This window comes from Paraburkholderia phytofirmans PsJN (assembly GCF_000020125.1).
GTDB lineage: Bacteria > Pseudomonadota > Gammaproteobacteria > Burkholderiales > Burkholderiaceae > Paraburkholderia > Paraburkholderia phytofirmans.
Map to the genome: position 1 here is coordinate 426288 of NC_010681.1, position 19920 is coordinate 446207.

Genomic DNA, 19920 nt, shown 5'->3' on the forward strand with positions numbered 1-19920 from the left:
AGGTTTCGTCGCCCGGATTGAGTGCCGCACATGGAAAAGACGGCGTGCCGCTGACACGCCGTCTTTGAGAGAGTAACTGAGTTACGCGTGCGAGTTACTGGCGCCAATGAAAAGCGCCGCTAAAAAAGCGCAACAGACGCGCGCAATCAGTCGACGCGAACAGCGGCACACAGCAACGCGCCCCGCTAAAACCGCGCCAGCCGAAAAACCGCGCTTTACAGCCGTTCGCCGAGGAACGTCAGCGTGCGGCCATGCGCCAATGCGGCGGCGCGCTGGTTATACGACGCGCGATCCGAACAGTTGAAGCCGTGATCGGCGTTCGGATAGATGTGAAATTCGGCGTCGGCGCGGCCGGCGAAGCGTTCCTGAATCTCACCGACAGCCGACACCGGGATATGCGCGTCGAGTTCGCCGTAGTGGAATTGCATCGGCACCTTGATCTTCGCGGCTTCGTCGAGCTGGTTCTGGATGCCGCCGCCGTAGTAGGCAACCGCGCCGTCGAGCGTGCCTTGCGCCGCGGCCAGATACGCGAGCCGCCCGCCGAAGCAGAAGCCGATCGCCGCGACCTTGCCGGTCACTTCCGGCATCGCGCGTAGCGCCGCAGCCGCTGCGCCGATATCGGACACGGCTTCGTCGACCTTCAGTTTCTGCATTAGTTCGATGCCTTTCTCACGATCGGCGCCGTCGTATGTCAATTCCACGCGCGGCTGCACGCGCCAGAACACGTCCGGTGCGAGCGCCACGTAGCCGTCTTGCGCGTACTGATCCGCGACCGAACGGATATGACTGTTCACGCCGAAGATCTCCTGAATGATGATGACGGCCGGTCCCTTGCCGCCTTTGGGCAACGCCAGATAGCCGCCGAAACTGTCGTTGCCGGCGGGAATGTCGATCCAGCGGGAAGTGGTGCTCATGGTGCTCTCCATTGACTCGCGCGCGGCTGCGCGAGGTCGGTCCGAGTGAAGGCCAGAGGCCTGAAGGCCTGCAGCGGGGCGGTCAGTTTGCCATCAAAAGAAACGCCGTGCAGCGCGGCCCCGTGAGGCGAAAATCTCGTAAGGCGATTGAAACATTCTCGATAATTCATTTTTCCCGCGCGGGCCGCCTCGGTACATTGAAGTGTGCTGGCTCGCTCATATGGCGAGCGCATTGACCGGGAAGGAATCATCATGAGTGAAGGCAGTTTTGTGACGCCGTTTGCGGAGCGTTTCGGGGTGCGTGTGCCAGTCGTGCAGGCACCGATGGCGGGCGCGACGACGCCGGCAATGGTGGCCGCGGTATCGAATGCCGGCGGTCTCGGTTTTCTGGCGGGCGCGGCGCTCTCGCCCGAGAAGATCGCGAGCGAAGTCGCGGCGATTCGCGCGCTGACGGATCGTCCGTTCGGCGTGAATCTGTTCGTGCTCGAACCGGCCACGCCCGACGACGCGACCGTGCGTACCGCGCTCGAAGCCATCGATCCCTTGCGCCATGATCTCGGTTTGCCGCCGGGCGCTCCGCTTGCACGCTACGCGCCGGATTTCCGCGCGCAACTGGACATGCTGATCGAATTGCGCGTGCCGCTGGCGAGCTTCACATTCGGCTTGCTTGCGGCCGACGACGTCGCCCGTTTGCACGCGAACGGCCTATATGTAATAGGCACCGCGACGCACGCCGCCGAAGGCGTGGCCTGGCGCGACGCGGGCGCCGATGCGATTGTCGCGCAAGGCGCGGAGGCCGGTGCGCATCGAGGCACATTCATCGGCGCATTCGAAGATGCGCTGGTCGGCACGCTCGCGCTCGTGCCGCAAGTCGTCGACGCGACCGGGCTGCCGGTGCTCGCCGCCGGCGGCATCATGGATGGACGCGGCATCGTCGCCGCGCTTGCGCTCGGCGCGCAAGCCGCGGTAATGGGCACCGCGTTTCTCACCTGTCACGAAAGCGCGATTCCACAGGCATGGAAAACCCGCGTGCGGTCCACCTCCGACACGTCGACTTCGGTCACGCGCGCGATCACCGGCCGCCATGCCCGCGGCATACGCAATCCGTTGATGCAGCGGTTGAGCGAAGCGCCGCAGAAGATCGCGCCGTACCCGGTGCAAAACGCGTTGACGCAGGAGTTGCGGCAAACCGCGAGCCGCGCGGAAAACAGCGACTATCTCTCGCTATGGTCGGGCCAGGGCGCGCCTTTGGGCCGCGCCCGCCGCGAAGATATCGGAGCCGCCGAACTGATTGGCCAACTCGAACACGAATGGCGCGAGGCGACCGCGCGCATCGCCGCGTTCAAATGCTGATTCAACACGATCCGGACGGCATCCGGACGTGCCTATTTTTCAAGCATGAAGCCTATTCGGATGATTAACGGTTTAACACGCTAAAAGCTTTAGGCCGTGCTGTTAGACGAAAGCCTCACATAGCGGAAACCCGCATGGGCTGGTGCTTTCCAGTCACACTCTCCAGTCTGGATCGGCGCCTGTTGGATAAACGCTATTAGTGTTCATCCCACTTCCTCAAAAAAGCCCCACAAATTAATTTGATGGCCTACACTTGCGCGCAAGTACGGTTTGCCGCCTGCCACAAACAGTCCGGTAAGCGTGCTGGCCAAGTGCATGAACGATGCAACCGGCGTGGTCGTCCACGGGACTGAGCGACACGTGTTGGGGAAGCGGGGGCACAGGGCGATTACGTTGTTTTTGGGACCGAAACTGGAGACTTACATGAACATCAAGATTCAAAAGCTGTTGCCGATCAGCGCTGCGGCGATGCTGTTCGCGACGTTGGCAACTTCGGCTGCAGCCGACACGGTCGTCAAGATCGGTCACGTTGCACCGCTGACTGGCGGTATCGCTCACCTGGGTAAAGACAACGAAAACGGCGCGCGCCTGGCAGTTGAAGAAATCAACGCCAAGGGCCTGACGATCGGTGGCCAGAAAATCACGCTGCAACTCGATGCGCAAGACGATGCAGCTGACCCGCGCACGGCAACTCAAGTCGCCCAGAAACTGGTCGACGACAAGGTCGTTGCAGTGGTTGGCCACTTGAATTCGGGCACGTCGATTCCGGCTTCGAAGATCTATAGCGATGCAGGCATCGTGCAGATCTCGCCGTCGGCAACGAACCCGGCCTACACGCAACAAGGTTTCAAGACGACGTACCGCGTCGTGGCGACCGATGCGCAACAAGGTCCGGCGCTGGCGAACTACGCAGCGAAGGGTCTGAAAGTGAAGAGCGTCGCGATCGTCGACGACTCGACCGCTTACGGCCAGGGCCTCGCAAACGAATTCGAAAAGACGGCGAAGTCGCTGGGCCTGAACGTGATGTCGCATGACGCGACGAACGACAAGGCTGTCGATTTCCGCGCGATTCTGACGAAGATCAAGGGCGAAAACCCGGACGCGATCATGTACGGCGGCATGGACGCCACTGGCGGCCCGTTCGCCAAGCAAGCCAAGCAGCTCGGCCTGCGTGCGAAGGTGCTGGCAGGCGACGGCGTGTGTACCGACAAGCTGGCTGACCTGGCTGGCGACGCAACCGACAACATCGTCTGCTCGGAAGCCGGTATGGCGCTCGAGAAGATGGCTGGCGGTTCGGCATTCCTCGCCAAGTATCAAAAGCGTTTCGGTCAGCCGATCCAGATCTACGCTCCGTTCACGTATGACGCTGTGTACATCATCGTCGACGCTATGAAGCGTGCCAACTCGACCGATCCGGCGAAGATCCTGGCAGCAATGCCGAGCACGGATTACAAGGGTGTGATCGGCGAAACCACGTTCGACTCGAAGGGCGACCTTCAGCACGGCGTGATCTCGCTGTACAACTACAAGTCGGGCAAGAAGACGCTGCTCGACGTAGTGAAGATGTAAAAATCGTGTGACCGAAGGCGGCGTGTTGTCTGTCTTCGGTTGCATGGTTTAAAAGCACGCGCGCCGCAAGGTCCGCGTGCTTTTTTGTTTGCGGATCTTTTTTGCGGATTGCCATTGTTCGGAGAGACTGCCGTGACCTCTGTGCCCCGTTCGTTCGACGACGCATGGCGCCGCTGGATCGCTGAAAATCTGCTGCTCGATGCACCGTCATCCGCGTTGCAGGGTGCGCTGGTTGGTCACGGTTTCGACGCGGCCGACGCCACGCGAGAAATCGACGCGGCGCTCGCGAGTCCTTATTTTCACGGTGCAACGCGTCTGCGCAATCGTTTGCGTAAGCGCGAATGGATTTTGTCGGTGTATGGCGAGCTTAATCGTATGCGCGCGGCGAGCGATGTGATTGAACGGCGCGAACGCTTATCGCGCTACGCGTTCTTTGAGCAGTACTACTTTCAGAACCGGCCGGTGATCATCACCGGCGCATTCGATTTCTGGCCTGCGCGTTCGCTGTGGAGTTGGGACTACCTTCGCGAGCGGTGCGGCGAGCGTGAAGTGGAAGTGCAGTTCGGCCGCGAATCGGACGCGAATTACGAAATCAATCAGCCCAAGCTCCGGCGCACCATGCGCTTTGCCGACTATGTCGATCTCGTCGAGCAGAGCGGGCCGACTAACGATTTCTACATGACGGCCAATAACACCTCGCACAATCGCGCGGCGCTCGCGGCGTTATGGTCCGACGTGCCGCCGATCGACGAATATCTCGACGCCTCATCGCCCGACACCGGTTTCTTCTGGATGGGACCGGCTGGAACAAAGACGCCTTTTCACCACGACCTGACCAACAACTTCATGGCGCAGGTGATTGGCCGCAAACAGATCAAACTCGTGCCGCTGTCGGACACGCCGTTTATGGCGAACCATCTGCATTGCTATTCGCAAGTGGACGGCGCGGCGATCGACTACGACAGCTTCCCGTCGATGCGGCAAGCGCAGTTGATCGAATGCACGCTCGCGCCCGGCGAATTGCTGTTTCTGCCGATAGGCTGGTGGCATTACGTGGAAGGACTCGACGCGTCGGTGACGATGACGTTCACCAACTTTCTGCGTAGTAACGAGTTCTCGCGTCACTACGATACGTATCACGAACTGTGACGCGCGGATGAGGCGAGCGCGGTTCGTCGGCGCTGCGTGGTTGGAGGATGACTCGCGCAGCCAGACGCGCCGATAAAAAAACAGCGAGCCGGTTGCCCGGTTCGCCGCCCCCCTTGGACGCCTGTTTTTATCGCGTCGTTATGTGCAGTCGTTGTTCTTGTTCGTCACTTCTTTGAAGCGATGCTGCCGAGACCGCCGAGCAAGCCGCCGCCGGTCGTGCCGCCGGCGGACGTTGCCGCGCCGCTCAAGGTGCCGGTGACGGTGCTCAACAGGCCGGTGATCGGCGCGAGCGGGTTGCTGGTTCCGCCGCCGTTACCCGATCCCGTGGCCGAGCCCAGCGCGCCGGTCAGCGTCGACACGACCGAGGTCACCGGCGCGAGCGGATTGCCGCCGCTGCCCGTCGCGCCGCTCAATGCGCCCGTGACCGAGCTCACGACGCCGGTGAGCGGCGCAAGCGGACTGCCCGAACCCGCTCCGCCGAGACCGCCGGTCAAGGTGGTGACCACATTGGTCAACGGCGCGAGTGGGCCACCGGCGCCGGTGCCGCCCGTCAGGCCGCCGCTCAAGGTGCCGGGCAGCGCGGTGAGAATGCTGGTCAACGGCGCGAGCGGCGAGCCCGTGCCGCCGCTGCCCGGATTCAGAATGCCTGTGATGCCGCCGAGCGGATTGCCGCTACCGGCGCCGCCCGCCGTCAGCAGGCCGCCTGCGGACGTGACCGTATCGCCGAGCTTGGTGACGACGTTGCCGAGATTCTCACCGATCGGATTGCCGGTCGCGCCGCTGAGTTTGCCGCCGGCGCTATCGAGGCCATGGCCGACCGTCGAGAGCAGGCCGTTCAGGGGCGCGCCGAGACCGGTCGTGTCGCCGACGGTTTGCGTCGTCTGCGCGAGCGTGCTCGTGATCGGCGTGATCGCGGTGCTGACGGTCTGCGTGACTTGCTGGATCGGGCCGTTGGTCAACTGCGAGCCGAGTTGCGTACCCAGGCCGCTGACGGCGTTGCCCACCGTCGAGACCGCGCTGCCCAGCGGTGTCGTCAACGGACTGAGCGGCGCGGTAGGTCCGCTGCCGAGACTCGTCACGAGTTGGCCGGCGCTGTTGACGGACTGGCCGGCGTTGTAGACCAGGTTGCCGCTGCTGGCGAGCGTCGTGCCGAGTGGATCGGTGGAATTGCCCAACTGGCCCAGGCCGTTCGCCACGCCTGTGCCGACCGCGGTCACGCCGCTGCCGAGATTCGACACGACATTGCCGAGCGCCGTGGTGGTCGCCGGATTCGCGCCGGGAATCGGCGTGAGGCCGATCTGGCTGCCCACGGCGGAGACGGTTTGGCCGACGGCGCTGACGACGTTGCCGCTGTTTTGCACGACGACGCCGACGGGGTTGGCGCTGGTGGGCGTCGGAGTGGGCGTGGGTGTCGGTGTCGGCGTTGGTGTGGGAGTCGGCGTCGGCGTAGGTGTGGGCGTAGGCGTCGGTGTGGGAGTCGGCGTGCCGCCGCCCGCTCCGCTCCCCACGCCTGGCCTGTTCAGGGTGCTTCCGCATCCCGTCAGGACGATCATCGACGTGACGCACATGGCGATCGCCGTCAGTTTGAATTTGCGATTCATGGTCTGCTCCCCCGTAGTTTGGTCATTGCTTGGGGGAACTAACTGCAAGGCCTATGCCATTTCTTTCTGACTGGCCATTGCGGGCGATAAACGTATATGAATCAATGTGTTGGCGGCATGGGAGCCGCAGGCGGCCATGCTTCGTTCAACCGATGTTTCGCGGAACATCTCAGCGCGCAGCCCACGCGTAACGTAACGCGAGTCGAGCGCGTTTCGTATGCCCGCCACACGCGGTACGCTTTAGCGGCGCGCTTTCGCCTCAGATCTTCAAACGCCGCAGAATCTTCGGACCGACCAGCGCGATCAACGCGGAACAGAGCGCCACCACCGACAACCCGATCGGCAAACTGGTCACCTGGGTCACCGCGCCGATGATCACCGGCCCGAGCAGCAGCCCGAAGTACGCCAACCCGGCAACGTGCGCGAGTCCTTCCGCCGGATGAATGCCTTTGACGCTCGCCGCCGCCGCGAATAGCACGGGCATCATGTTCGCGAGCCCAAGACCCATCAGCGTGAAGCCGATTAGCGCCGCAACCGCATTCGGCAGCAGCAGCGCGCCGACCATCCCGACGCAGGCGAGCGCCGCGCTTGCCATCACCAGTTGCGGTGCGCCGAAGCGGGCGCGCACGGCGTCGCCGCCGAAGCGCGCGGCCGCCATGCCGCCCGAGAACGCCGCGTAGGCCGCGCTCGCGAGCGCGGGCGTGGCGAGCACGACGTCGCGCATATAGACAGTGGCCCAGTCGTACATCGCGCCTTCGGCGATTAGCGCCACCAGCGCCATTGCACCGAGCGCCCACAACGCCGGCGAGCGCCAGCGATTCGCGCGCGGCGTGGCGGAGTCGGGATGATCGGCATGCGGCACGTGCGGCAGCACGGAAGGACAGGCGGCGATCAGCACGAGTGCGCTGACCGCGGCAGCCAGCGCGAGATGCACCGCCGGCGCCATGCCGCGCGACAGCAGCGCCCCGCCGACCGCCGCACCGAACATCCCGCCGACGCTGAACATGCCGTGCAACGACGACATGATCGGCTTGCCGAGCGCTTTCTCAACGGCGCTCGCCTCGGCGTTCATCGCGACATCCAGAGTGGCCATGCCGGCGCCGAAGGTGGCCAGCACCACCAGCAGCATCCAGTATGCGGGCACGACCAGAATCAGCGCCGCGCATACCGCCATCACGAGGCCGCCGGCGAGGCAGGCGCGACGCGTGCCGACCCGCGCGATCCATGAAGCATTGGCCGCCATCGCGCCGATCGAGCCGCCGGCGACAGCCAGCAACGCGAATGAGAGCAGCGCCGCGTTCAGATGAAAACGGTCACGCACCGTCGGCACGTGCACGCCCCAGGACGCGTACATCATGCCGGCAATGAAGAACACCGCCATCGTGGCGATACGGGCTCGCTGCCGGGCGGCATCGGAGAGGTCGCGGTGAGCGGCGGGAAGAGCGGCGAATTCGGAGGAGCGGTCTGACACGGAAATCTCGAGGAGGGGTGAACGCGTGAGAAAGCGCGTTGAAAGCGAATTTCCGATTCTAACGAAGCATGCTGTCTTATGCTTGGAAGGCGGAATCCGCATATTGGCGATTATTCAGTTCGGAGGCGCCGGCGTTATGCGGTCTGCTTACCGGCATGGTGGTTGGCCGCTTATCTATCGAGGAACGCTCTCTTGAATATTCCCGCTCACGCTCCGCTGCACCTGCTGCATACCGCGGCTGTCGGCACGCTCGCCACTCATGCGCGCCAGCCGGAAGGTTTCCCTTATCCGTCCGTGCTGCCGTTCGCGCCGGACTTGCAGCATCGTCCGACGATCCTCGTGAGCCGGCTCGCCGAGCATACCCATAACCTGCACGCCGACCCGCGCGCGGGTTTTCTGGCCGTCGACGCCCCCGACGGCGACGTGCTGAGCGGCCAGCGCGTCACCTTGCTCGGCACCTTCGAGCCGGTCGACTCGACGCCCGAGGTGGTGCAACGTTATCTGCGCTATCACCCCGACGCGGAGCGCTATCTCGTACTTGGCGACTTCACTTTCTGGACGATGAGGCTCGAGCGGCTGCGTTATATCGGCGGTTTCGGCGCGATGGGGTGGCTTGCCGGCGATGAACTCGATCCACTGCCGCCACTCGGTTTCGATGAAGAGAACGGGTTGATCGCGCAATTCCCCACTCAGTCCGGCGGTAAGGACGGGTTTCAACTGCTCGGCGTCGATCGATATGGCGTGGATCTGAAACTGAACGGCGCGCGCAGCCGTTTTCCCTTCGACGATGCCAAGCCCAATACTGAAACCTTGCGCGCGGCGCTTGAAGATTGCATGCAGCGCTACATGAATTAGATTTTTTACCGATGTTCAGGGAAACCACTCATGCGTAATAACAGCGCAGGCGGTCTATCGCAATATGTTACGACCTTTCATACTCAAGCTCTCATGGCATGAAATGTTGGCGTCGAATCCAGATCTTAAATTTCATTTTTTGATAGTTAATCCCGTAATTACTGATGCCAGCTGCGTTTTTTCAGCAGAACGCGAAATCAGCTATTTGAAAGGGAGTGATGCAGCGCCATGGCGGCTGGAAATTTTTTGAAACGAATTCGGATTAATTTTGCGCGCCCGCTTCTGTAATCTTTCTATTTTGTGTTAATCTCGCCATCAAATTCCGAGGCACGATCCATCTTCAAAGGGCAAGCCGGCTTAAGACTGGCAGTCATTTATCCAAACCACAAAGGGAACCTATGTCTTCCTACAAGGAACTACTCGCCCAGCGCGAGAAGCTCGAAAAGCAGATCGAAGAAGCGAAGTCGCGCGAATACGCTGAAGTGTTGAATGAAATCAAGCAGAAAATGACTGACTACGGCATTTCTCTGTCAGAACTCGGTGGCGGTCGCGCCGCCAAGGGTGCTAAAGCCGCGCGTCCGCGCGCAGGTGTCGCACCGAAGTATCGCGACCCGGATAGCGGCAGCACGTGGTCTGGCCGTGGCAAGCCGCCGCGCTGGATCGCAGGTCTGGATCGCGAGAAGTTTCTGATCGAGAAGTAATGCTTTGGCCAGCAGCTTTTTGCTCGCGGCTTTTGCGGCCGTTTTTGTCAGCAACTAATGCTTCTGGTCATCAAGTCATACGAATAGCTTCAATCAGATGCGGTTATAGCGTCTGCCGTTGCGAAAGAGAACCGCGTACCGTCGAGGACGCGGTTTTTTATTGCCGAAATCGGTGTCGTGGTTTGTGTCGCGTGAACATAGCCGACTGGAACGCGAATGCTTTTCGTTTAGATAAGCAGCTGATTTAAAAGGAATTTTTTAGACGCCGCCAGCCACGTTTCGAGATGCGCCGGGTAGAATGCAAGAAGTGAACTTTCATTCCATTCTGAGATGCCTGCCGCTACCGCCGCCGATTCCGCCGAAAAACATCGCATTGCGCGCAAAAGTACCTTTGTCAGTATTGCGCTCAATACGGTGTTGATGACGCTGCAAATCGTGATCGGTGTGTTTGCGCACTCGCAGGCATTGGTTGCAGACGGTGTCCATTCCCTTGCCGATCTGATTTCCGATTTTGTCGTGCTGATTGCCAATCGGCACAGCGGCGCAAAGCCCGACGCGGATCACAATTACGGGCATAGCCGCTATGAAACCGTGGCGTCGTTATTTTTGGGCGCGCTTCTGATCGCGGTGGGTTGCGGCATGTTATGGCGAGCCGGAACGCGTCTCGCCGATTTGCAGAATATTCCTGCCGTGCATATGAGCGCGCTCGCGGTCGCTGTACTCGTTCTGATTTCCAAGGAGAGTCTGTTTCGCTACATGCTGCGGGAGGCGCAACGTGTGCGTTCCGCCATGTTGATCGCCAATGCCTGGCACGCGCGTTCTGACGCGGCCTCGTCGCTGGTGGTCGCAATCGGTATTGTCGGCAGCCTCGCCGGCGTGCGGCTGCTCGATCCGATTGCCGCGGCGATCGTCGGCTTCATGGTCGCGCGTATGGGCTGGATGTTCGGCTGGGACGCGCTGCAGGATCTCTCCGACCGCGCGCTCGACGACGCCGCCACCGCCGACATGCGCGCGTTGCTGCTGTCTACGCCCGGCGTGCGCGACGTGCACGAAATGCGCACGCGCAAGATGGGCGACTTCGCGCTCGTCGACGCGCACATTCTCGTCGATCCGCTGATCTCGGTATCGGAAGGGCACTACATCGCCGAGTCGGCGCGTTTGCGCGTGCTGACGGACAACCGCGTGCTCGACGCGCTGATCCATGTTGATCCCGAGAACGATGCGCTTGCTCATCCGCCCTTCGATCTGCCTACTCGTGAGCGGGTGATTGCAGAGGTGAACGCCGCGTTGGCGTCTCACGGCCTGAAGGCGGCGGCAGTGAATATCCATTACCTCAGCACAGGGCTGGATGTCGAAGTAGTGCTGCCGGATGGGTTGTCGTCGCGCGGGCTGGAGAGCGAAACGCAACGGCTTGGGCGGGTGGATCTGGCGGCGCTCAAGGCTCGCCTGGGCGCGCGCAAAGTTGAACTGCTACAGGCATTGGATGCGACGTCCGCTGTAGAGGCCGAGCCGGACACGCTCGGTGAGAAAAGCGGCATGGCCACTGAAGAACGCACAAAGGCGACGGAACCGCACAGCGCGACTTGATTCGATACCCGCGGCGGCGCGCGAGCGTGTTGCCAGGGGGCCTCGTTAAGCCATCAACGGCTCACAGCGGCAGTTGCGTATCGAATTTGATCTCGCGCAGCACCACACTCGTGCGAACCTGCGCGACGGCGGGAATCTTGAAGATGCGCTCGTGCAAAAAGCTGTCGTACGCCTTGATGTCCGGCGCGACGATCTTGAGGATGTAGTCCGATTCGCCGGTCGTGCTGTAGCACTCCGTGACTTCCGGACAGGTGGCGATTTCCCGCTCGAACTGTTCCACGCCGCCTTCGGTGTGCCGCGTGAGATGAATATGCGCGAGCGCGCACACGTGCAGCCCGAGTTTTTCTCGATCCAGCAGCGCCGTGTAGCGCTGAATGACCCCCGACTGTTCCATGTCCTTGATGCGCCGCCAGCATGGCGTGCTCGACAGGCCGACCTGGTCGGAAATTTCTTGCACCGAGCGGCGTGCGTCGAGCTGCAATAGGCGCAGGATTTTTTGAGAGAACGTATCGAGTGTCAACTGCGCCTCCGTTTGCGTCGCCGTATCAACGCATGGTAGAGGGCGCGAAAACGAAACGCAATGTAAAACGGGTTCGACGAGGGAGATTACCTAATTTGCTGGTTCCTCGGTGGTGTTTTGTCCTGTGCCGTCCCCATCTTTACCCGCTGCGAGGGTGATCGCCTGACTTGCGCGCAGATCCTTCAACATGTTGCAGAAAAGCGCGCCTTGCTCGATCGCGTCGTCCAGCGCGACATGCGTGTGCGGATGTTCGTCGAACCAGTGTTTGGGAAAGCGCGGCTTGATGTTCTTGCGGTACGGCAGGCCGGTCATGGCGAAAGCCAGCGTCTTGATGTCGAGCGCCGACCAGGAAAACGGACAGCGGCCGACGAAGCGCATCATGTACCAGAACATATATGTGAAGTCGAAGCCGGCCGGCATCGCCACGAACACGGGTTTGCCCGGCAAGGCTTCCACCCAGTCGACATACGCCGTCAATGCAGCCGCTGGCGTCTGCAAGTCCTTGCGGCACGCTTCCCATGCCTCGGGCTGCGTTTTCCACCAGGCTTCCTGCACGGGATGCGCCTTGGCGCCGTCGAGCAATTCGAGGTTTGCCGAGAAGGTGGCGATCAACCGCTTGTCTTCGGTGTAGGCGGCAGAGGCAAAACTGAGCATGGAATGCGGGCCGGGAATCGGGCCGTCCGCTTCGACATCGGTGCTTACGTAGATTTCGCTGCTCATGCATCGACTCCGTCGGCGACGTACGGGTTGGTGCGGCGTTCGGCGCCGAATGTAGAAGTGGGACCGTGGCCCGGAACGAAGGTGATGTCGTCGCCGAGCGGCCAAAGTTTTTCACGGATCGAGCGCACCAGATCCGCATGATTGCCACGCGGAAAATCCGTGCGCCCGATCGAGCCGGCGAACAGCGTGTCCCCCACCAGCGCCAGCCGATGCGCGCGGCTGAAGAACACCACATGGCCCGGCGTATGCCCCGGGCAGTGATAGACCTCGAGCGTTTCGTCGCCGAACCGCACGCTCTCGCCGTTCTGCAACCAGCGGTCCGGTTCGAACGCTTCGGCGGCCGGAAAGCCGAAGCGCGTGCTTTGATCCGGGAGCTTGTCCAGCCAGAAGCGTTCGTCGGAATGCGGGCCTTCGATCGGCACGCCGTAGTGCGTCGCCAGCGTCTTCGCGCCCGCGCAGTGATCGATATGGCCGTGCGTCAGAAAAACTTTTTCGACCGTCACATTCTGGCGCGCGATTTCGCCCTGAATGATGTCGAGGTCGCCGCCCGGATGGACGACGGCCGCGCGTCCGGTTGCCTCGCAAACGAGCAGCGAACTGTTCTGCTGGAACGGCGTGACGGGGATCAAAGTGACTTTCATGGATGACGGCACCGCTGGAAAAACGTTGATTGTACCGGCCTCTAGTCCACGCTCGTCGAGGGCGCTAAAGCCCCGGCGCAGCGGCCTTCGGGCTGCCCATTTTTGCAGCAGGTGTGAAAATTCATCAAGGTTTTCAGTCGCTTGCCAACCCGGAATTCTGTTTTGGGTATAATGCACCCCATGCACAGGGAACTGTGCATGCCACAAGGCGATGCGTCCCCATCAAAAATGGGCACGCGGATCGCCACTCAAGTATGGGCTGTCGCACTTCTGGACGGCCATCAAGTATCGATGCTTTCGATGCACACGTCTTGCCCAGCCAGGCGCCGCGCGCCTGCTACGGACTTAACTGCCGTGACGCTGGGTGGGGCCTACGCCGCCGTTCCTGCGCGCTGAGTCTCGCGCGCAAGAACGTGTTTGCCACGTTCGATGGCGGCATGTGGGGTCTGGTCAGGCTGCCGGGGACAGGTTGCGCCAGACGTGAAAATTAACCGTGCGGTAGCGGCTGAGTGAGCCGCATCCGGGCTTTGACGTTCTGCGCTTGTCTGCGCGGCGCGTTGTCGTCCATTGCCGCCGGAGTCGCAGGCAACACGCTCAACTTTCGCGTGATGCGGCTCGACAATGTGATTGCACGTCTTATGAAAACTCGGTTATCCCGTGGTCTGGGGACTCTTTTTGCCTTTTTTGTGCTGGCGGGTTGCGCCACGCCTCCGGGCGCAGGTAACACGTCGGAAAGCGGCGTGCCGCAAAGCACGAAATTGACGCAGGCGGGCTCCTTCGGACCGCAAGCTTTCGGTAGCGCGCCGGCCTCCGACGCGACCGCCCAAGGCTCGTCGCTGGCCGATGCGAAGCCTCTCACCGATGAAGGTTCCGGCATTTCGGACTTTCATCAGACCGGTCGCGCTTCGTGGTACGGCCGCGGCTTCCATGGCCGCCGTACGGCCAACGGCGAACGCTACGACATGCACGCGCTGACCGCGGCACATCGTACGTTGCCGCTCGGCTCTTATGTGCGCGTGACCAATCCGGCCACGTCGCGCTCGGTGGTCGTGCGTATCAACGACCGTGGTCCGTATGCGCGTGGCCGCGTGATCGATCTTTCCATGGCTGCCGCGTCCGCGTTGAACATGCGCCATGCCGGTACGGCACGGGTGCAGATCGAAGGTCTGACGCAGCAGGAAGCACGCGACGCGCGTAATGAAATGCTGGCGTCGAATTCGGATTCGACCGCACAGAAGTGATATGACGGCGGCGAGCGCGGCTATGTCGCGCTCCTCGTAGCGCCGCGTCGGCGGCCTCACGGGTTGTGTCCGCAGAAGAACGAAGGGCCGCATGTGTCAACTGCGGCCCTTTTCGTTTATCCGCCAGCTTTACTCTTCGTCTTCTTTCTTCAGCGTCAGCGCACGCGTGTACAGCGCGTTGCGCGATGCTCCGGTGATGGCCGCCGCCACTTTGGCCGCGCTGCTCACCGTCAACTCCTCCAGCAGGATGCCTAGCAACGCGTCGTGATCGTGTTCGCCGGCGGTTTCCGGCTGCGCGCCTTCCACCACTAGCACGAATTCGCCGCGTTGCCGGTTCGGATCGGCGGCGAGCCACGTTGGCCCTTCGGCCAGGGTGCCACGGTGAAGCGCTTCATGTAACTTCGTCAATTCCCGTGCGATGAGCAGCTTGCGCTCGCCGCCGAATGCATCGGCCAACGCCTGCACCGTTTCGACGATCCGGTGCGGCGCTTCGTAGAACACCATCGCGTGAGGATGGGTCGCGAGCGGCTGCAGCGTCGCGGCGCGCGCTTTTGCCTTCGGCGGCAGGAAGCCGAGGAACGAGAAGGTCGCGACCCAGTCGCCGGCCACGCTCAGCGCGGTCGCGAGCGCGCTCGCGCCGGGCAGCGGGATGACGGGAAAGCCGGCTTCACGGACCGCGTCGACAAGTTTAGCGCCGGGGTCCGAGATGCCTGGCGTGCCCGCATCGGACACGTAGGCCACGCGTTCGCCCGCTTGCAGATGCTCGATCAGGCGCAATGCCGCGGCCCGCTCGTTGTGCTGATGCACGGCGACGAGCGGCTTCGAGATGCCATAACGCGCGAGCAACTGACCTGTGTTGCGGGTGTCTTCGGCGGCGATGCGATCCACCAGCCCGAGCACATGCAACGCGCGCAGCGTGACGTCGGCGATGTTGCCGATCGGCGTGGCCACCACATATAGCGCGGCAGTAGGGTACTGCTGCCCTTGCGCGAGTTCGGAGAGAGGAGTCATGAGGCAGAAGACACAGACAGACGGAACGAGGCCGCCATTGTGCCACGCAGTGTCAGGCGATCCGCGCGGCACGCCGGCCGTGAGCGCGGCGGCGCCGAACGGCGCCTTCACCACGCCGCACAACTTTTCCGGACTCGTCGGGTCCAAACTCGTCGGCGCGGCTTTCGAGTTGCGTGCGCAGGAATTTTTGCAGCGCCAGCGATTGCGGTTCGTCGCGCGCAATGTGTCGTGCCGCGGCGGCGAGATCGATCTGGTGATGCGCGAACGTGACGGCGCGCTGGTGTTCGTCGAAGTGCGCGCGCGTGCGCAGCGGCGCTACGGCGGCGCGGCCGCGAGCGTTGGCTGGCAGAAGAAGCAGCGTATCGTTCGCGCCGCGCAGCATTTTCTGGTGACGCACGCCTCCCGCTGGCGCGATCAGCCCGCGTGCCGCTTCGACGTGATCGCGTTCGAAGCCGGCCGTCTCGTGTGGTTGCGCGATGCGTTCCGTGCCGACGAAGTCTGATGCGAGGCGCGGAGAACGCGCGTGAGTGCGATAAACTTGCGCTCGCGTGCAGGCCACGGGGCAGCGTCGACAACGCAAAGAGCAGCGCAATAGGTGATGGTTTGCGCGCTAACACTGCGTTGCCGGCCAGGTTCATCCAGGCGGCACGACTTCGCACTTCGACTTCACAACACGGCTGCGCAGTGCGGCCCATTCGCGGTAGAAGATAGAGACTCGATGTCAGTCGAACGCATTCAACAACACTTCCGCGACAGCGCGGCAGTCAAACTCGAAGCCCTCGAAACACTGTCGATGCCGATCGCCGCTGCGATCGACGCGATGTTCGCCGCGCTGGCCAACGGCAATCGCATTCTCGCGTGCGGCAACGGCGGCTCGGCGGCCGACGCGCAGCACTTCGCCGCCGAACTGATGGGCCGCTTCGAGCGCGAGCGGCCCGGCTTGCCGGCAATCGCGCTGACCACGGACACCTCGGTGTTGACCGCCATCGCCAACGACTATTCGTTCGAGCAGGTTTTCTCGAAGCAGGTCTGGGCGCTCGGCCAGCCGGGCGACGTGCTGCTGGCAATCACCACGTCCGGCAATTCCGCCAACGTGCTCGCCGCGATCGAGGCCGCGCACGAGCGCGAAATGATCGTGGTCGCGCTGACCGGCAAGGGCGGCGGACGCATGCAGGAAGTATTGAGCGATACCGATATTCATGTGTGCGTGCCGTCGGATCGCACCGCGCGTATTCAGGAAGTGCATTTGCTGACCATCCATTGTCTGTGCGACGGCATCGATGCCATGTTGCTGGGCGAAGACTGAGACTGATTCCGAAGGAGAGCTAGTTGATGAGCGTATTCCGCGTCAAGAAGACACTGGTGAGAACCGTGCTGGTGGTTGGGTTCGCGGCGGGGCTGTCCGCAACGTTGCAGGGTTGCTTTCTCGCCGTTGCCGGCGCGGCGGGCGGCAGCGCGCTGGTGGCGACCGACCGGCGCACGCTCGGCGCACAGACCGAGGATCGCGAGCTGCAGGTGAAGGCGCTCTCGCAGATCAGCCAGAACTTGCCCGACAACGCGCACGTCAACGTGACCGTGTTCAATCGTCGCGTGCTGCTGACCGGTGAAGTGGCGGGCGACGTGTCGAAGCAACGCGCGGAGACCATCGTGCGTGGCCTGAACAACGTCAGCACGATCGTCAACGAACTGACGATCATGCCGGCCAGCTCGTTCTCGTCGCGCACCAATGACACTTACCTCGAGACGCGTGTGAAGACCGCGCTGATCGCCGAGAAGAACATTTCGGCGAACAACTTCAAGGTGGTGGCCGAGCGCGGCTCGGTGTATCTGATGGGCCTCGTCACCATGGACGAAGGCAATCGTGGCGCCGACGTCGCGAGCCGTGTGCCGGGCGTGGTGCAGGTCGTGAAGGTGTTCCAGTACATTCAGCCGGCGGAAGCCGCGGCGGCTGCCGCCGCAGCGGGGACGGCGCCCGTAGCGGCGGCTTCGCAACCGGACGCGAGCGCGCCGACCGTCGGCGCTATTCCTGATTCGTCGGTGAGTTCGCGGCCGCTCGAACAGCAGGCCCCCGCGCCGGTCACCAATTCGAACGCGGTGCATCCAGGGAATCCGAAGGCGACGACGCCATGATGCGCGGTGTTGCCTCGGTGATCAGCGCGCTGATGTTCGGCGCGCTGGCGGGTGCCGTTGTACCGGTTGCGCGCGCCGCCGATGCGCCGCGCGGTCAGCTGGTCGCCAACGCGAATGCTTGCATGGGATGTCATGCGGTGGATCGCAAACTGGTCGGCCCGTCGTTCCAGCAGATCGCCGGGAAGTACAAGGGCGACGCGCAAGCGCCGGCGAAATTGTCGCGCAAGGTGAAAGACGGCGGCTCCGGCGTGTGGGGCATGATTCCAATGCCCGCACATCAGTCGATGAGCGATGCGGATATTCGCGCAGTGGTGGATTGGGTGCTTGCGGGTGCGCCTTCCAGGTGATGGGTTATTGCCGTTTTGCCGGCTCTGGCGGGCTTGGCAAAACGGAAAATGCTTGTGCTAGAATTGTTCGCACGTTGGGGGGGGTAGCTCAGCTGGGAGAGCGTCGCGTTCGCAATGCGAAGGTCGGGAGTTCGATCCTCCTCCTCTCCACCAATAAGATTTGTCGTCACGCGAAAACCGGCTACACGCCGGTTTTCGCGTTTCTGTCCCAAGCTTTCCCCACTAAGCCGCTCGGCTTCCCCAAGCGATGTCCCGCTTAACCGCCACCCATCCAGGCACGGCGCTCGCGCAGAACAACACGTTCAAAACTTGTCCCACCCATCATCCGCACCGGCCGCGCCCGCTGCCGTCGCCAACGCGGAACCCGGCGCAACACCCAACGCAGCACCCGGCCCAACCGTCGCCCGCACAACCCGCCGCACGGGCGCAACCCCCCGCTCCCGCCGCGCCGCCTCCTTCCGCACAGACGCCCCCGAAACAAACGCCCCCGCATCACCACCATCCAAAATCCGAAAAAACGCCACAGCCTCATTCAACTGCTGCCCCTGATCTTCCATCGACCGCGACGCCGCCGCCGCTTCCTCCACCAAAGCGGCATTCTGTTGCGTGACATTGTCCATCTGCGTAATCGCGAGATTGACCTGCTCGATGCCGCGGCTTTGTTCACTCGATGCCGCCGCGATTTCCGACATGATGTCCGTCACCCGTGCCACCGCCTGGGTGACTTCGGCCATCGTCTTGCCCGCTTCGCCGGCAAGCGCGGAACCGTCGCGGATCTTCTCCACCGAGGTGGCGATCAGATCCTTGATTTCCTTGGCCGCGCTCGATGAGCGCTGCGCCAGGCTTCTGACCTCGCTCGCCACCACTGCGAAGCCGCGGCCCTGCTCACCGGCGCGCGCAGCCTCGACGGCCGCGTTGAGAGCCAAAATGTTGGTCTGAAATGCAATGCCTTCGATGATGCCCGTGATATCCGCGATCTTGGTCGAGCTATCGCTGATGTCGTGCATCGTGTTCACCACCTGGCCGACCACCTCGCTGCCTTTCTGCGCGACCGACGATGCGTTCGTGGCCAGCATGCTGCCTTGCTGCGCGTTGTCGGCGTTCTGCTTCACCGTCGAGGTGAGTTCCTCCATGCTCGACGCCGTTTCCTGCAGCGAGGCCGCTTGCTGCTCGGTGCGCTGGCTCAGATCCATGTTGCCCGCGGCGATCTCGCGCGCCGCGCCGGCGATGCTGGTGCTGCTGTCGCGCACGCGTCCGACGATCGTCGTCAGCCGTTCGTTCATTTCGCGCAACGCGGCGAGCAGCTTGCCGGTTTCGTCGTTGCCGTCGACCACGATGCGCGTGCGCAGATCGCCTTCCGACACAGTGCGCGCGACGTCGATCGCCTGGCGTAGCGGTCCGGTCACCGCGCGCGTGATCAGCACGCATGCGCCGATCGCGAGCGCCACCGCGATCAGGCTGATCGCGATCAGCAGATTGCGCTGGTTCTCGTAGTGCGCCGCGTAGTCGTTGATGATCTGTTCCTGACGCGTATGCGTGTAGTCGGCATACGCGTTGGTCGCGCCAATCAGCGCGGCGAGCAACGGCCGGCATTGATCGTCCATCTTGACGATCGCCTCGTCGCGCTTGTTGTTCAGCGCGAGATTGACGATATCGGTGGCGACGGGGCCATACGAAGCCTCCACCCGATTGATCTCGGCGACGAGACTGCGCGCTTTCTCCGACGTGTCGGTAGCGGTCGCGATCATGTCGTTGAGCTTCTTCAGATCGGTTTGCACGTCTTCGTGCGCGCGCAGCACATCGGCTTTCTCTATGTCGAAGTCCTGCGGCTTGGTCACGAGCACGAGATTACGCGCGGCGATCGCCCGGCGGTCGACGGCGGTTCGCACCTGCACCGCCATGTCCGCGCGTGCATTGATGCCGTGCACGAAGCTGGAAAAACCATCGGTTGAGTCGCTAAGAGCTTTCAGGGAAAGCCCGGAAACCCCGACGACGATAAGAGACAGCATGCCGAAACCGGCAATGAGTTTTGCCTTGATGGTGAGGTGCTTCAGTGTCACGATTTTTTCTCCAATAACGAAACGTTGTGCGTTCGCAATGGACTCTCAGG

Annotated in this window: 19 protein-coding genes and 1 tRNA gene; 12 read left to right on the forward strand and 8 right to left on the reverse strand. The window is 62.5% G+C overall.

Annotation, left to right across the window (positions count from 1 at the left end; translation table 11 throughout):
- Positions 1-215: 215 nt before the first annotated feature.
- A complete protein-coding gene (locus BPHYT_RS01875; protein ID WP_012431459.1) occupies positions 216-914 on the reverse strand; it encodes a dienelactone hydrolase family protein in 699 nt (232 codons plus the stop codon).
- Positions 915-1166: 252 nt separating this feature from the next.
- Here BPHYT_RS01875 and BPHYT_RS01880 point away from each other — a divergent pair, with 252 nt between their 5' ends.
- From BPHYT_RS01880 to BPHYT_RS01890, 3 genes are all read left to right on the forward strand, one after another.
- On the forward strand, positions 1167-2267 hold the full coding sequence (locus BPHYT_RS01880; RefSeq protein ID WP_012431460.1) for an NAD(P)H-dependent flavin oxidoreductase: 1101 nt from the start codon (positions 1167-1169) through the stop codon (positions 2265-2267).
- A gap of 423 nt (positions 2268-2690) precedes the next feature.
- Entirely contained in the window at positions 2691-3836 is a 1146-nt protein-coding gene (locus tag BPHYT_RS01885; RefSeq protein ID WP_012431461.1) for a branched-chain amino acid ABC transporter substrate-binding protein, read from the forward strand.
- A gap of 132 nt (positions 3837-3968) precedes the next feature.
- Positions 3969-4985, forward strand: coding sequence for a cupin-like domain-containing protein (locus BPHYT_RS01890; RefSeq protein WP_012431462.1), 1017 nt, complete (start codon positions 3969-3971; stop codon positions 4983-4985).
- 164 nt (positions 4986-5149) lie between these two features.
- On the opposite strand, the gene BPHYT_RS01895 is transcribed toward BPHYT_RS01890, so the two are convergent.
- A complete protein-coding gene (locus tag BPHYT_RS01895) occupies positions 5150-6586 on the reverse strand; it encodes a collagen-like triple helix repeat-containing protein (protein WP_012431463.1) in 1437 nt (478 codons plus the stop codon).
- Positions 6587-6845: 259 nt separating this feature from the next.
- Positions 6846-8057 carry an MFS transporter gene (locus BPHYT_RS01900; protein ID WP_041758205.1) on the reverse strand — a complete coding sequence of 404 codons (1212 nt, stop codon included), beginning with the start codon at positions 8055-8057 and terminating at the stop codon, positions 6846-6848.
- Positions 8058-8249: 192 nt separating this feature from the next.
- Between BPHYT_RS01900 and BPHYT_RS01905 the strand changes: the two genes are divergently transcribed.
- From BPHYT_RS01905 to BPHYT_RS01915, 3 genes are all read left to right on the forward strand, one after another.
- Positions 8250-8912 (forward strand): HugZ family pyridoxamine 5'-phosphate oxidase, encoded by a 663-nt coding sequence (locus tag BPHYT_RS01905; RefSeq protein ID WP_012431465.1) that lies wholly within the window; start codon positions 8250-8252, stop codon positions 8910-8912.
- A 398-nt stretch (positions 8913-9310) separates the two neighbouring features.
- Positions 9311-9613 (forward strand): H-NS histone family protein, encoded by a 303-nt coding sequence (locus tag BPHYT_RS01910; protein WP_012431466.1) that lies wholly within the window; start codon positions 9311-9313, stop codon positions 9611-9613.
- 330 nt (positions 9614-9943) lie between these two features.
- A complete protein-coding gene (locus tag BPHYT_RS01915) occupies positions 9944-11200 on the forward strand; it encodes a cation diffusion facilitator family transporter (RefSeq protein ID WP_012431467.1) in 1257 nt (418 codons plus the stop codon).
- 61 nt (positions 11201-11261) lie between these two features.
- Here the strand turns inward: BPHYT_RS01915 and BPHYT_RS01920 are convergent, their stop codons facing one another.
- The 3 genes from BPHYT_RS01920 to BPHYT_RS01930 all read right to left on the reverse strand — a co-directional run bounded on the left by BPHYT_RS01920 (position 11262) and on the right by BPHYT_RS01930 (position 13081).
- Positions 11262-11720, reverse strand: coding sequence for an Lrp/AsnC family transcriptional regulator (locus tag BPHYT_RS01920; protein ID WP_012431468.1), 459 nt, complete (start codon positions 11718-11720; stop codon positions 11262-11264).
- Between the two features lie 90 nt (positions 11721-11810).
- Positions 11811-12440, reverse strand: a complete 630-nt coding sequence (locus BPHYT_RS01925; protein WP_012431469.1) for a 3'-5' exonuclease family protein — start codon at positions 12438-12440, stop codon at positions 11811-11813.
- The gene (locus tag BPHYT_RS01930; protein WP_012431470.1) at positions 12437-13081 is read right to left on the reverse strand and encodes an MBL fold metallo-hydrolase; all 645 of its coding nucleotides are present in this window, start codon (positions 13079-13081) and stop codon (positions 12437-12439) included. The genes BPHYT_RS01925 and BPHYT_RS01930 overlap by 4 nt, the downstream gene beginning before the upstream one ends.
- Positions 13082-13719: 638 nt before the next feature.
- On the opposite strand from BPHYT_RS01930, the gene BPHYT_RS01935 reads away from it, so the two are divergent.
- Positions 13720-14322 (forward strand): septal ring lytic transglycosylase RlpA family protein, encoded by a 603-nt coding sequence (locus BPHYT_RS01935; RefSeq protein ID WP_012431471.1) that lies wholly within the window; start codon positions 13720-13722, stop codon positions 14320-14322.
- 129 nt (positions 14323-14451) lie between these two features.
- Here BPHYT_RS01935 and rsmI read toward each other — a convergent pair whose 3' ends face one another.
- Positions 14452-15333: a 16S rRNA (cytidine(1402)-2'-O)-methyltransferase gene (gene rsmI, locus BPHYT_RS01940; protein WP_012431472.1), complete on the reverse strand. Its 882-nt coding sequence runs from the start codon at positions 15331-15333 to the stop codon at positions 14452-14454.
- Between rsmI and BPHYT_RS01945 the strand changes: the two genes are divergently transcribed.
- The 5 genes from BPHYT_RS01945 to BPHYT_RS01965 all read left to right on the forward strand — a co-directional run bounded on the left by BPHYT_RS01945 (position 15332) and on the right by BPHYT_RS01965 (position 17963).
- A complete protein-coding gene (locus BPHYT_RS01945) occupies positions 15332-15835 on the forward strand; it encodes a YraN family protein (RefSeq protein ID WP_083772031.1) in 504 nt (167 codons plus the stop codon). The two genes, rsmI and BPHYT_RS01945, sit on opposite strands and share 2 nt — an antisense overlap.
- Positions 15836-16051: 216 nt before the next feature.
- Positions 16052-16639 (forward strand): phosphoheptose isomerase, encoded by a 588-nt coding sequence (locus tag BPHYT_RS01950; protein WP_012431474.1) that lies wholly within the window; start codon positions 16052-16054, stop codon positions 16637-16639.
- A 26-nt stretch (positions 16640-16665) separates the two neighbouring features.
- Positions 16666-17463 carry a BON domain-containing protein gene (locus tag BPHYT_RS01955; RefSeq protein WP_012431475.1) on the forward strand — a complete coding sequence of 266 codons (798 nt, stop codon included), beginning with the start codon at positions 16666-16668 and terminating at the stop codon, positions 17461-17463.
- Positions 17460-17810 (forward strand): c-type cytochrome, encoded by a 351-nt coding sequence (locus BPHYT_RS01960; RefSeq protein ID WP_012431476.1) that lies wholly within the window; start codon positions 17460-17462, stop codon positions 17808-17810. The genes BPHYT_RS01955 and BPHYT_RS01960 overlap by 4 nt, the downstream gene beginning before the upstream one ends.
- A 77-nt stretch (positions 17811-17887) precedes the next feature.
- Positions 17888-17963, forward strand: a tRNA-Ala gene (locus tag BPHYT_RS01965).
- Positions 17964-18112: 149 nt separating this feature from the next.
- Here BPHYT_RS01965 and BPHYT_RS01970 read toward each other — a convergent pair.
- On the reverse strand, positions 18113-19870 hold the full coding sequence (locus BPHYT_RS01970) for a methyl-accepting chemotaxis protein (protein WP_012431477.1): 1758 nt from the start codon (positions 19868-19870) through the stop codon (positions 18113-18115).
- Positions 19871-19920 lie beyond the last annotated feature (50 nt).